Annotated in this window: 10 protein-coding genes and 1 pseudogene; 6 read left to right on the forward strand and 5 right to left on the reverse strand. The window is 62.9% G+C overall.

Annotated elements, in window-relative coordinates; genetic code table 11:
• Positions 1–19: 19 nt before the first annotated feature.
• The 5 genes from KTR60_RS14490 to mptB form a co-directional block, all read right to left on the reverse strand.
• Complete coding sequence (locus tag KTR60_RS14490) at positions 20–994, reverse strand: COX15/CtaA family protein (RefSeq protein ID WP_021332987.1); 975 nt, start codon at positions 992–994, stop codon at positions 20–22.
• Between the two features lie 181 nt (positions 995–1,175).
• Complete coding sequence (locus KTR60_RS14495) at positions 1,176–2,570, reverse strand: hypothetical protein (RefSeq protein ID WP_228402280.1); 1,395 nt, start codon at positions 2,568–2,570, stop codon at positions 1,176–1,178.
• Between the two features lie 47 nt (positions 2,571–2,617).
• Positions 2,618–3,454: an ABC transporter permease gene (locus KTR60_RS14500; RefSeq protein WP_370333988.1), complete on the reverse strand. Its 837-nt coding sequence runs from the start codon at positions 3,452–3,454 to the stop codon at positions 2,618–2,620.
• A 14-nt stretch (positions 3,455–3,468) separates the two neighbouring features.
• Positions 3,469–4,410 carry an ABC transporter ATP-binding protein gene (locus tag KTR60_RS14505; RefSeq protein ID WP_007727917.1) on the reverse strand — a complete coding sequence of 314 codons (942 nt, stop codon included), beginning with the start codon at positions 4,408–4,410 and terminating at the stop codon, positions 3,469–3,471.
• Positions 4,407–6,161 (reverse strand): polyprenol phosphomannose-dependent alpha 1,6 mannosyltransferase MptB, encoded by a 1,755-nt coding sequence (mptB, locus tag KTR60_RS14510; protein ID WP_003944776.1) that lies wholly within the window; start codon positions 6,159–6,161, stop codon positions 4,407–4,409. Before mptB ends, KTR60_RS14505 begins: the two co-directional genes overlap by 4 nt.
• Positions 6,162–6,378: 217 nt before the next feature.
• On the opposite strand from mptB, the gene KTR60_RS14515 reads away from it, so the two are divergent.
• From KTR60_RS14515 to sufU, 6 genes and pseudogenes are all read left to right on the forward strand, one after another.
• Positions 6,379–7,038: a helix-turn-helix transcriptional regulator gene (locus KTR60_RS14515; protein ID WP_003944857.1), complete on the forward strand. Its 660-nt coding sequence runs from the start codon at positions 6,379–6,381 to the stop codon at positions 7,036–7,038.
• Positions 7,039–7,193: 155 nt separating this feature from the next.
• Positions 7,194–8,654, forward strand: coding sequence for a Fe-S cluster assembly protein SufB (gene sufB, locus KTR60_RS14520; protein WP_003944799.1), 1,461 nt, complete (start codon positions 7,194–7,196; stop codon positions 8,652–8,654).
• On the forward strand, positions 8,654–9,874 hold the full coding sequence (gene sufD / locus KTR60_RS14525; protein ID WP_003945011.1) for a Fe-S cluster assembly protein SufD: 1,221 nt from the start codon (positions 8,654–8,656) through the stop codon (positions 9,872–9,874). The genes sufB and sufD overlap by 1 nt, the downstream gene beginning before the upstream one ends.
• Before the next feature lie 61 nt (positions 9,875–9,935).
• Positions 9,936–10,742, forward strand: coding sequence for a Fe-S cluster assembly ATPase SufC (sufC, locus tag KTR60_RS14530; protein WP_003944795.1), 807 nt, complete (start codon positions 9,936–9,938; stop codon positions 10,740–10,742).
• Positions 10,743–10,747: 5 nt separating this feature from the next.
• Positions 10,748–12,013 carry a cysteine desulfurase gene (locus KTR60_RS14535; protein ID WP_003944865.1) on the forward strand — a complete coding sequence of 422 codons (1,266 nt, stop codon included), beginning with the start codon at positions 10,748–10,750 and terminating at the stop codon, positions 12,011–12,013.
• Positions 12,014–12,016: 3 nt separating this feature from the next.
• Positions 12,017–12,394: pseudogene (gene sufU / locus KTR60_RS14540) on the forward strand (Fe-S cluster assembly sulfur transfer protein SufU); the annotation flags it as partial.
• Between the last annotated feature and the right edge of the window lie 348 nt (positions 12,395–12,742).

A 12,742-nucleotide genomic window follows, 5' to 3' on the forward strand; every position in this document is an offset into this window, starting at 1 on the left:
CCACACGTGTCTTGAAGCGTCAGACAGCTGGTATCGGCGAATTGGTCGGCGTGTACTGGCGGGTCTTACCCGCAGCCCAAACTGCTGCGGTCGCAGCCGTGCACAGTCCTGCACCGGCGACGTGCATGATCACCAGAACTTCCGGCACATCGGTGAAGTACTGCACGACACCGATGAGCGACTGCGCGAGGATCAGTCCCAGCAGGACCTTCAGACGGATCTTCACGGCTGCGGATGTCCCGACCGCATACAGGCCGAAGGTCAGACCCACGACCAGCGCGAGATATCCGACCAGAAGCTGTGAGTGCAGATGGACGAGCGTCACGATCTCGATCTCCAGGCGAGGCACCGTCCGGTCCAGTCCCTTGTCGCCGGCGTGCGGGCCTGCGCCCGTTACGAGAGTTCCAGCGACCAAAACGCCAGCGAGCGCGACACCTGACAGCGCGGTAAGCCAGCGCAACGGCTTCGGCATCACGACCAGAGTTGTTGCTTCGTCGGGTTCCGCGATCTTCGCGTACATCACCGTGGCAACCCAGACCATCAGCATCGACGCAACCAGGTGAATGGCGACCGTCCACCACAGCAAGCCTGTGAGGACGGTGATACCGCCGATCACTGCCTGAACGACAGTGCCGAGCGGCATCATCCAGGCGTAGACAAGCACCTCTTTGCGTCGGCGAGCGCGAGTCACCGCAAGCACGATCGCAGCGGCGACGATGACGACAAGGAAGGTCAACAGGCGGTTGCCGAACTCGACGGCTTGGTGAATCACCGCGACCTGTCCGTGGCCGACCGGGACGAAGCTACCGGGGAAGCACTGCGGCCACGTCGGGCAACCGAGTCCCGAGTCCGTCACGCGCACCACCGCGCCGGTGACAGCGATGCCGCCCTGCGTCAGGATCACGATGAACGCGATGATTTTCTGCGTTTTCAGCGAGGGGAGAGGTAGTCGATCCACCAAGCGTAAAAATCCGGCATACACACGATTCACCACGCCAACGATCGTAGTTCCCCATCAACTACACAGTGTCGTTGGGGCCAGCTCGCTCCGCGCCTGCCCCGCGTAGTTGGGGCCAGCTCGCTCCGCGCCTGCCCCGCGTCGTTGGGGCCAGCTCGCTCCGCGCCTGCCCCGACTCGACGAGACCAGAACTGCGCAGCCGTGGGGCCAGCTCGCGTCAGTTCGCGCGAACTCGCACGATTCCCGAGATCGTTCCCTGGAAGTACTCGCCCGACTCGGTGATGAGTGCCGACATCTGAAGGGTGTCGTTGAGGATGGTCGACGGCAGGGGAGTCGAACCGATCTGCGACCCGTCCTTCGAGTCGATCACCGCGAAGGAGTAACCGTCCAGCGGAGAGGTGTTCGGAGCACCGTCTCGTGTCACGGTGTAGATCGAGCCGTCAGCCGTCGAGAGGTGGGGTACCGCGGAGCTACGAATCGTGTTGTCCCACACGACATGGCAACCGACCGGATCGATGTCGACGCGGGTCATTCCGCCTTTGAAGGGTGCCGTGGCGGGGACCGCTGGACCGGCACCTTCAGGAGTCGTGGGGTACGGGTATCCGTAAGTGCCGGCGACGTAGACGGAATGACCGATGCCGACGGGGGAGTTCTCGCTGCCGCTCGGTGAGCCGTCCTGGCTGGCAGCGGACAACACCGGCTGCGTGCACACCTCGGCGCCCGTGTCAGCGCGATAGACATGCAAGCTCACTGTCGGGTGGGCGTTGTCGACGATGGTCAAGAAATCGCTGCCCGTCGACGGGCCGAAGTATGTCGGCGTCGATCCGGTTCCCCAGCTGAGCTGACCCGGATTACGGGCCGGCCCGCGGTCGTACGGCTGACGCCAGTCAATGACGACCTCGTCGCCATTTCGCTTCAGTTGGTAGAGCGCGTGGGTAGTTGCGACGGCAGTGCCCGTCGGGGAGGTGGAGATGCTGTTCTGCACCTGTTCACCTTCGGGGAGCGCAATGCTGTGCGCGATTCGATCCGCGCCGACATACCCGACGGTGCCGTGCCCGGTGGCGAACCAGACATTGCCGTCCCAGTCCGGAGCGAGGCCGGTGACGTTGTCGTCGGCGGCAACCGCACCACTGAGATCGATGACCTCCGCGAGTTCCAGCCGCCAACTGCCGTCCGGATTCTGCGCATGGGAAATGCGGACCAGTTGACGGTTTCCGTCGACGGCTACGAGACGGTTCTCGTTGTCGAGGTAGGCGTAGACGCCGCCGAGCAGGCTGCCCTTCGCGAGCGGCAGTTGCGCGACCGACCGTCCCAAGGGTGTGGCGTCGGCCTTCGGATCGATCAAATGGATGGTCGGGATCTGGCCGATCATCGTCGTGCAGAGCGAGACGATCATGCCGTCGGAACCCTGGAGGACCGTCGGGCAGGCGGCCATCATCGGGAAAGCTGTCACCTCGTGTGGGCCGGTTCCTGGACCAGGCAGCGGCGTGACGTCGGACGAGCCCGCGTCACCGTGCATGGTGGAAGTACCGACGGGACCGAGGTGCGGATTTGCAGGTGCGAGTGGACCGGACACCGAAGGGGTCGCCGTTGCGGGTCCGGCACACAACATCACTGTTGCGGCCACACAGCCGACGATCTGAGCTGTCCGTCGTGTACTCACGTGAACTTGAACCACCTTGCTGCGCAGACTCCGGCCACTGCGGCCCAGACGAGAAGTACGAGAATCGAGAACCAGTCCATCGAGGTGTCGAGGGCCGCTTCGAGTGCGTGTGCCAGGGCGCCGGACGGAACAATGCGCACCAGCGTGTGAACAGCGGTCGGGAGTTCACCGCTGGCGAAGACCACACTGCCGATGCCCACCATGATGAACCACAGGACGTTGGCGAGCGCGAGAACGATTTCTGCTCGCAATGTACCGCCGAGCAGCAGGCCAAGCGCTGCAAATGTGACAGTACCGATGGCAATGACCACTGCGCCGAGTACAAGTTCGACGAACGACGGACGCCACCCCAACGCCAAACCGATAGCGCCGAGCAACAGCGACTGCAGCGCCACGACGATGATGACGGCAGCGCTCTTGCCTGCGATGATTCCCCACCGCGGTAGAGGCGTTGCACCGAGTCGTTTGAGCGCGCCGTATCGGCGATCGAATCCGACGGCGATGGCCTGTCCGGTGAACGCCGTCGACATCACGGCAACCATCATGACACCAGGGAGCACGGTATCCACCCGAGAATCGCCCAAATCGCCGATCGGAAGCAGACACAGTCCGATGAGCAGGGTGATCGGGATGAACATGGTGAGCAGCAATTGCTCACCGTTGCGGAGCAGAAGAGTCAGCTCCAGTTTGGTCTGCGCCGCCAGCATCTTGGCCGCCGAATTGGGGCGGGGATCCGGCGAGAAGGTGCCTGGCTCGAAGCGGTTCTCGGCGAGCCGTCGGTCTCTGGCAACGCTGATGGGACTGCTCTGGCCGTTCGACGCTGTTTCGTTCATGACCTTGATCTCCGTCATCCCCTCAGTTCCCGGCCCGTCAATTCGAGGAAGACGTCTTCCAGACTCCGTTGATCGACGCGAATGTCGTTGATCAGCACGTCCTGATCGGCACACCACGTCGCAACTGTTGCCACGGTTGCCGGATCGATTGCACCTTCGACGACGTAGGTGCCGGGGTTGGATTCCTCGATGCGGAACCCGGCGAGTGAACCGGCCAGCGAATCGAGGCTCAAACCGGGAACCGTCGTCAGACGGAGTTGTCCTTCGGCGCCCTTGCTGGTGACCTCCGCCGGCGTTCCCGACGCGACGATCTTGCCGTGGTCGATGATGACCAGTTCGTCGGCGAGCGCTTCGGCCTCGTCCATGAGGTGTGTGGTGAGCAGGACGCTCACGCCGTCGCGTCGCAGAGCGTCGATGAGTTCCCACACGAGCAGGCGCGCCTGAGCGTCGAGGCCGGCGGTGGGTTCGTCCAGAAATACCAACTCGGGACGCCCGACCAGCGCGCACGCCAGGGACAGTCGTTGCTGCTGGCCTCCGGAGAGGCGGCGGTACGGGGTCTTGCGCGCATCGGTGAGGCCGAGTTTGGAAAGGAGCCAGGCGGGATCGAGCGGGTCGGCCGAGTATGCGGCCACGAGGTCGAGCATTTCCCCGGCCTTGGACCCGGGGTACGCGCCGCCGCCCTGCAGCATGACGCCGATTCGCGAGCGGACTTCACCGGAGTCGGCGATGGGGTCGAGACCGAGCACTCGAACCGTGCCGGCATCGGGGGTGACAAACCCTTCGCACATCTCGACGGTGGTTGTCTTGCCGGCTCCGTTGGGGCCGAGCAGGGCAACGACCTGGGCCGTCTCGACAGTGAGATCGATACCGTCGACGGCTCGAACACCGTCGAAGGACTTGACGACACCCTGGATCTGTACCGCCGGCGTCGACGATCTGGAGGCTCTCGAGGTCACGGGGAATCAGCGTAAGCCCCCGCCGAGTTGTCTTCGTCTACCGGTCCGCCTTTCGTGATCTCCGCTACTGGCTTGTCGCTACGCCAGGGGAGTGAATTGCGGGTGAAGACGATGAGCGTTCCGGCGGTGAGGATGGTCGCGATGACGGCCTGCACGATCATGAACGGAAGGTATTCGGCGCCGTTGGACATCAACATGACGCTGACGATCGAGGTGAAGACGACGGCAGGGATGCGGAAAATCGGCGCGGTGGCCCACGCCGCCAACGGAAGGATCGCCCATAGCAGGTACCACGGCTGAACGACGGGGAACAGGAGAACGATCGCGCCGAGCGCGATGCCGAGTCCGCCGACCGGATGGATGCGGCCCATGTAGACCGAGATCATCATCCGTGCGGTGACGAGCATGGCGACGAGAGTAGCGATGGGCCGCGTGATCGTGAGGATCGCCGTCGTGTGATCGCCGAGTCCGAGCAGTACGCCTGCCAATCCCGTGCCGACGCCCAGGAGCGTCGGGATGGACATCCAACTCCGGACTGCCGTGGCGGTGTCGAGGGTGTTGATCCAACCCATACCGAGCCCACTGGCCACGCTGATGACAAACGTGACGACAGCGGCAACGATGCCCAGGAGAATCGCGGCTCCCGCCAGGGCTTTCCAGGTTCCACCCCAACGCCGAGCCAAGGCCATGCCGACAAATCCCAGCGCAAGCAAGGACGGAATTTTGACGGTCGACGACAACGCGATCAAACCTGATCCCGCAACGAGATAGAACAGCGCTCGCCCACGGATGGGCCCGGACCCTTCGACTGCGCGGAGGGCGATCTCGATTCCGGCGAGCATCAACCCGAGCATGAGCGCTTCGTTGTGGATGCCGGCCACCAAGTGGAAGAGCAACAGCGGGTTCGCGGCACCGAGCCAGAGCGAACTGACGGCAGAGACACCGCATCGCTTGGCCAGTCGCGGTATCGCCCACACGATGAGCGCGACGCCGGCCAATGCGAGCAAGCGGTGCAAGAAGATTCCGGCCACGATGTTGTCGCCGGTCAGTGAGCTGATCCCGCGTCCCAGCCACAGGAAGAACGGACCGTACGGAGCCGGGGTGTCGCGCCAGATCGTCGGAACCGTGCGGGTGAGAACGTGGTCGACGCCCAGTGCCGCCTTGGGGCCGATGGCGTACGGATCGAGTCCACGGGCCGCGATTTCGCTTTGAGCCAGATACGAGTAGACGTCGCGGCTGAACATCGGCGGTGCGACCGAGAGCGGCAGGATCCACAGCAGGAGTGTGCGGTCCAACTGGGAACGGGTCATGCGCCGCGGTGCGCCGGAACGGCTGCGTATGTCCCCGACTGCAAATCGGCCCATCATCAGCCAGGCCAGAACGACGAGCACGGTTCCGGTCATCGTCATGGTGAGTGAGACCGTCGGCATACGTCCGGGAAGGCTGAGGACTCGAAGTCCTGCGGTCGGATTCTGCAGGACGGGTTGTGCGCCGGCGCCGAGCGCTCCGACTGCCATCAAGACCGCGCCAGTTGCGCCGAATCGGCGAATCCCTCGCAGTTGTGCGGTTTCCTTCGCGTTCAGGCCCGGGCGCTCGTCCTCGTCGCCGTGCAGCACGGCGGCCATACTCTGCCGGGGAGCGGAACCGAAAGGCCGAACGCCGATCGTGGAAAGCGCGAGTGCCTTGGGTTTTTCCAGCAGGATCGCGCGCGCCGATCGCGCGGTCGTCGTCTTCTCGGGGGTCTGCGGCACACCAGGCAGCGTAGCGGCTCGATCCAGCCGGACAGACAAGCACAAACAACGTGCGTTGTCCGGATATTCCCGAATGTAATGCAGGTTGCCCTTAGTAGACCTGTGAAAAGAATTCCGTCACACTTGTGTTGTGAAAAGAAATGCGTCAGACCCTCGAAGCAAGGAAGTTGCAGGTCAGCCCACTGTAGCGACCTCGCCTAGTGCTGCCGCAAATCCGGTGACGGTGAGCGTCGAAGGCCAGACCCGGGCCGCAGTGGTCAAGCTGCTACTCGAAGAAGGCCCCATTACCGCCTCCGAAATCGGCACGCGCCTCGGTTTGAGTGCCGCAGGTGTCCGACGTCACTTGGACGCTTTGATCGAGTCCGGGGAAGCCCGAACCGCTTCGGCGGCGTCGCTGCGTCAGCGTGGACGAGGTCGTCCCGCCAAGCAGTTCCAGATCACCGCGACCGGCCGAGGCCGCCTCGGCCACACCTACGACGATCTGGCGGGAGCCGCGATGCGGCAACTCCGTGAAATCGGCGGAGACGCGGCAATCGAGGAGTTCGCCAAGCGTCGGGTTCAGGCGATCGTCGGAGACGTCGAACCGGCTGATCCGACAGATGTCGACAACGTCGAGGCGACAGCGGACGCAATCGCCGAAGCCTTCAACGCGGTGGGGTTCGCGGCGTCGACCCGGCCGGTCGGCAACGGCGTGCAGATCTGCCAACACCATTGCCCGGTTTCCCATGTGGCAGAAGAGTTTCCGGAACTGTGCGAGGCAGAGCAGCAAGCATTCCGGCAATTGCTCGGGACTCATGTTCAGCGTCTGGCGACCATCGCCAACGGTGACTGCGCCTGCACGACGCACGTGCCCCTCGTGTCCACCGGGAGTAGATGACCGGACCAGAGTGTTCTACAGAGCGTTGCCACCGTGCAGCGTTCGAATAGAGATTTTTCAGCTAGTTCTTCAAAGTCAGAACTGCTCGACCACAGCGACCAGCCCTCGCTGAGCCCGAGCAGCCGTCAAGAAACAAGACTCCGGAAGGAGCTCGCATGACCGTCACATCAGACCAGGCGACTACCACTGCGGCAGCAGGCACCGAGCCGCTCACGCAGGAAGAGACCATCGCGTCCCTCGGTCATTACGGCTACGGCTGGTCCGATTCCGACGAAGCCGGAGCCAGCGCGCAGCGCGGGTTGTCCGAGGCTGTCGTGCGGGACATCTCCGCCAAGAAGAGCGAGCCCGAGTGGATGCTCGACATCCGCCTCAAGGCGCTGCGCACCTTCGACAAGAAGCCGATGCCGAACTGGGGCAGCGACCTCGAAGGTATTCACTTCGACAACATCAAGTACTTCGTCCGGTCCAGCGAGAAGCAGGCCGAGTCGTGGGAAGACCTGCCCGAGGACATCAAGAACACGTACGACAAGCTCGGCATCCCCGAGGCGGAGAAGCAGCGCCTCGTTGCCGGCGTCGCAGCTCAGTACGAGTCCGAGGTCGTCTACCACTCGATCCGTGAGGACCTCGAGGAGCAGGGCGTCATCTTCCTCGACACGGACACCGGTCTCAAGCAGCACCCGGAGCTGTTCAAGGAGTACTTCGGATCGGTCATCCCGGCCGGCGACAACAAGTTCTCCGCGCTGAACACCGCCGTGTGGTCCGGTGGCTCGTTCATCTACGTTCCGCCGGGAGTCCACGTGGACATCCCGTTGCAGGCGTACTTCCGCATCAACACCGAGAACATGGGTCAGTTCGAGCGCACCCTGATCATCGTCGACGAAGATGCCTCCGTGCACTATGTCGAGGGTTGCACCGCGCCGATCTACAAGTCCGATTCACTGCACTCGGCCGTCGTCGAGATCATCGTGAAGAAGGGCGGCCACTGCCGCTACACGACCATCCAGAACTGGTCCAACAACGTCTACAACCTGGTGACCAAGCGCACCAAGGTCGAGGCCGGCGGATCCATGGAGTGGGTCGACGGCAACATCGGCTCCAAGGTCACCATGAAGTACCCGGCCGTGTGGCTGATGGGCGAGTACGCCCGCGGTGAGGTTCTCTCCGTTGCGTTCTCCGGCGAGGGCCAGCACCAGGACACCGGCGCCAAGATGCTCCACCTCGCGCCGCACACGTCCTCGACCATCATCAGCAAGTCTGTCGCCCGTGGTGGTGGACGTGCGTCGTACCGCGGTCTGGTGCAGGTCAACAAGGGTGCCCACGGCTCCAAGTCGACCGTCAAGTGTGACGCTCTGCTGGTCGACCAGATCAGCCGAAGCGACACCTACCCGTACGTCGACATCCGCGAGGACGACGTCACCATGGGTCACGAGGCCACCGTTTCGAAGGTCAGTGACGATCAGCTCTTCTACCTGATGAGCCGCGGACTGACCGAGGACGAGGCGATGGCCACCATCGTGCGTGGATTCGTCGAGCCCATCGCGAAGGAACTCCCGATGGAGTACGCGCTCGAGCTCAACCGCCTTATCGAACTTCAGATGGAAGGGGCTGTGGGTTAGTGACCACGCCAGAGACCGGAGTCATCGGAGCTGTTGCCGGGGAGAACCCGACCGCTCCTGTAAAGGGTGCAGCCACAGGCTCACCCATCACGAACAAGGGTGAGCAGTTCTCCTCGTTCGACGTCAATGCTTTCGAGGTTCCCGGCGGACGTGACGAGATCTGGCGGTTCACCCCGCTGCGTCGCCTCCGGGGATTGCACGACGGCAGCGCCGTCGCCAACGGACAGGTCACCGTCGAGGTCGACGGCGGAAGCGACATCACCGTCGAGACCGTCGGCCGTGACGACGCACGTCTGGGCAAAGCCGGCGTTCCCGCTGATCGCATTGCAGCGCAGGCGTATTCGAGCTTCGAGACGGCAACGGTCATCTCGGTTGGTGCCGAGGTCGAGGTCGAGAAGCCCGTTGTGGTCACCATGACCGGCCCCGGAGTCGACAACGTCGCCTACGGACACACCCAGATTCGTCTGGCGCAGTTCGCCAAGGCGACGTTCGTGATCGACCAGCGCGGCAGCGGAACCTTCGCGGAGAACATCGAATTCGTTCTCGGTGACAGTTCGCAGCTGACCGTGGTGGCCATCCAGGACTGGGCGGACGACGCAGTTCACGTGACGTCACACCACGCTCGCCTGAACCGCGACGCAGTGCTTCGATACACCTCGATCAGCCTGGGCGGCGACCTGGTTCGCCTGTCCGCCACCGTCAAGTACGACGGACCGGGCGGCGACGCCGAACTGCTCGGCCTGTACTTCGCCGACGCCGGCCAGCATCTGGAACAGCGTCTGCTGGTGGATCATTCGCAGCCCAACTGCAAGTCCAACGTGGTCTACAAGGGTGCGCTTCAGGGCGATCCCGGATCCGGCAAGCCCGACGCGCACACCGTGTGGATCGGCGACGTTCTCATCCGCGCCGCAGCGGAGGGCACCGACACGTTCGAGCTCAACCGCAACCTGGTGCTGACCGACGGCGCCCGCGCCGACTCGGTTCCGAACCTCGAAATCGAAACCGGTGAGATCGTCGGGGCCGGCCACGCAAGTGCAACGGGACGTTTCGACGACGAGCAGCTGTTCTACCTGCGTGCTCGTGGTATCCCGGAGGATCAGGCTCGTCGTCTGGTCGTACGTGGGTTCTTCCACGAAATCATCAACAAGATCGCTGTTCCCGAGGTGCGCGATCGCCTCGAAGCCGCAGTCGAAGCCGAACTCGCAGCCGTCGGCTCCTGACCGCCCCGCCGGCGACACCACCCCGTCGCTACGCTCGCCCGCCTCATCTTGAAGGAATTTCATGTCTACCAGTGACAACACCACCACTTCGGTCCTCGAGGTTCGTGACCTGCACGTCGAGGTCGCCAACTCCGATGCCAACGCCGAGCCCATCCAGATCCTCAAGGGCGTCGACCTGACGGTCCGCTCGGGGGAGACCCACGCGATCATGGGCCCCAACGGCTCCGGCAAGTCGACTCTGTCGTACGCCATCGCCGGTCACCCCAAGTACCAGGTCACGTCCGGCTCCATCACCCTCAACGGTGAAGACGTCCTCGCAATGAGCGTCGACGAGCGTGCGCGTGCCGGGCTCTTCCTGGCCATGCAGTACCCCGTCGAGGTTCCCGGCGTTTCCATGTCCAACTTCCTGCGCACCGCCGCTACGGCCGTGCGAGGCGAGGCTCCCAAGCTGCGCCACTGGGTCAAGGAAGTCAAGGAAGCCCTCAGCGAGCTCGAGATCGATCCCTCGTTCATCGAGCGCTCGGTCAACGAAGGTTTCTCCGGTGGCGAGAAGAAGCGCCACGAGATCCTGCAGTTGGGCATGCTCAAGCCGAAGATCGCGATCCTCGACGAGACCGACTCCGGCCTCGACGTCGACGCTCTGCGCACCGTCTCCGAAGGCGTCAACCGCTACAAGGAGCGCGAGAACGGCGGCGTTCTGCTGATCACGCACTACACGCGCATTCTGCGCTACATCAACCCCGACTTCGTTCACGTGTTCGTCGGTGGCCGCATCGTCGAGTCCGGTGGACCGGAGCTGGCCGACGAGCTCGAGACCAACGGCTACGTTCGTTTCACCGCGGACACCGCAGCTACCCAGGGAGCGTAATCACGATGACCACCTCGGTGCGCGAGCTCGACGTCACAGCGGTTCGGGCCGACTTCCCGATCCTGGCGCGAACCGTGCGCGACGGAAAACCTTTGGTGTACTTGGATTCCGGCGCTACCTCGCAGCGTCCGGTCCAGGTTCTCGATGCCGAACGGGACTTCCTGACCACGTGTAACGCGGCAGTACACCGGGGTGCTCATCAGCTCGCAGAAGAGGCGACGGACGCGTACGAGAATGCTCGCGCCACCATCGCTTCTTTCGTGGGCGCGGATTCGGACGAGTTGGTGTTCACCAAGAACGCCACCGAGGCTCTCAATCTGGTGACCTACGTTCTCGGTGACGATCGCTTCGACCGCCATGTCGGTCCTGGCGACGAAATCGTCATCACCGAACTCGAACACCACGCCAACCTCGTTCCCTGGCAGGAACTTGCGCGCCGAACCGGTGCGACGCTCAAGTGGTACGGAGTCACCGACGACGGCCGGATCGATCTCGATTCGCTGGAGCTGACAGACGCGGTGAAGGTCGTTTCGTTCACCCACCAGTCCAACGTGACCGGCGCGATCGCGCCCGTCGAGGAATTGGTGCGACGAGCACGCGCCGTCGGTGCACTCGTCGTGCTCGACGCGTGCCAGTCGGTGCCTCACATGGCCGTCGACTTCCACGAACTGGGAGTGGACTACGCGGCGTTCTCGGGCCACAAGATGCTCGGCCCTTCGGGGGTCGGAGTTCTCTACGGCCGTCGTGAACTGCTGGCAGCGATGCCTCCGTTCATCACCGGCGGGTCGATGATCGAGACGGTCACCATGGAGGTCAGCACCTACGCGCCGCCGCCTCAGCGTTTCGAAGCCGGCGTACCGATGACCTCACAGGTGGTCGGACTGGGCGCTGCCGTGGATTACCTGAACACCTTCGGGATGGACGCCGTCGCTGCGCACGAGCACGTGTTGGTGGAGGCTGCTCTCGAAAAGTTGTCGGCGATCGAAGGTCTGCGCATCATCGGACCACAGACGTCCGAGAACCGCGGCGGAGCGATTTCCTTTGTCGTGGACGGTATTCACGCCCACGACCTCGGACAGATCCTCGACGACGAGGGCGTCGCGATTCGCGTCGGACACCATTGTGCGTGGCCGCTGCATCGTAAGTTCGGTGTCGCTGCGACGGCCCGTGCGTCGTTTGCGCTCTACAACACCACCGCGGAAATCGATGTTCTCGTTGCAGCGATCAAGCGTGCGCAGGAATTTTTCGGTGTCGCAGGGGAGTTGAACTGAATCATGCGCATGGAGCAGATGTATCAGGAAGTGATCCTCGATCACTACAAACATCCGCACGGCCGCGGACTCCGTGAGCCGTTCGGCGCCGAGGTGCACCACGTCAACCCGACGTGTGGCGACGAGGTGACGTTGCGCGTCCAGATATCCGAGGACGGAACGGTCTCCGACGTCTCGTACGACGGTCAGGGTTGTTCGATCAGCCAGGCGTCGACGTCGGTGCTCAACGACCTCGTCATCGGGATGCAGGTCACCGACGCACTGAAGACGGTGACGGCGTTCAACGAGATGGTGAGCAGTCGGGGCACCGTCGAGGGGGACGAGGACGTTCTCGGCGACGGTATCGCGTTCGTCGGAGTCTCGAAGTATCCGGCACGCGTTCATTTCTTCTCAATCCATTCATTATTCAACCTTCATATACTACTCATTATCTTCTATATATCTTTTACCCCCCTCTCTAATCCAATTACCCCTCCTCATCTTTCCTTTAACATCTCTTCCCCCCTATCCTTCTTCTTTACTTTACCCTTATTCCACCCCTCCACTCCAACCCATCCCTGCCAATTTTATTTCCCTTTTATTCATATATATCTTCCACTCCTCCATCTCTCTCATTCTCTAGTCCCCTAACCTCACATTTTCCACCATACGTCCCCTCACCACTTCATTTTCTCCTTCACCAAATCCTACCGACGTTTTATACCCGAACTCACCTTCCTATATCTTCTT

It is taken from the genome of Rhodococcus sp. C1 (assembly GCF_020809065.1).
GTDB classification, from domain to species: Bacteria; Actinomycetota; Actinomycetes; order Mycobacteriales; family Mycobacteriaceae; genus Rhodococcus_F; species Rhodococcus_F qingshengii.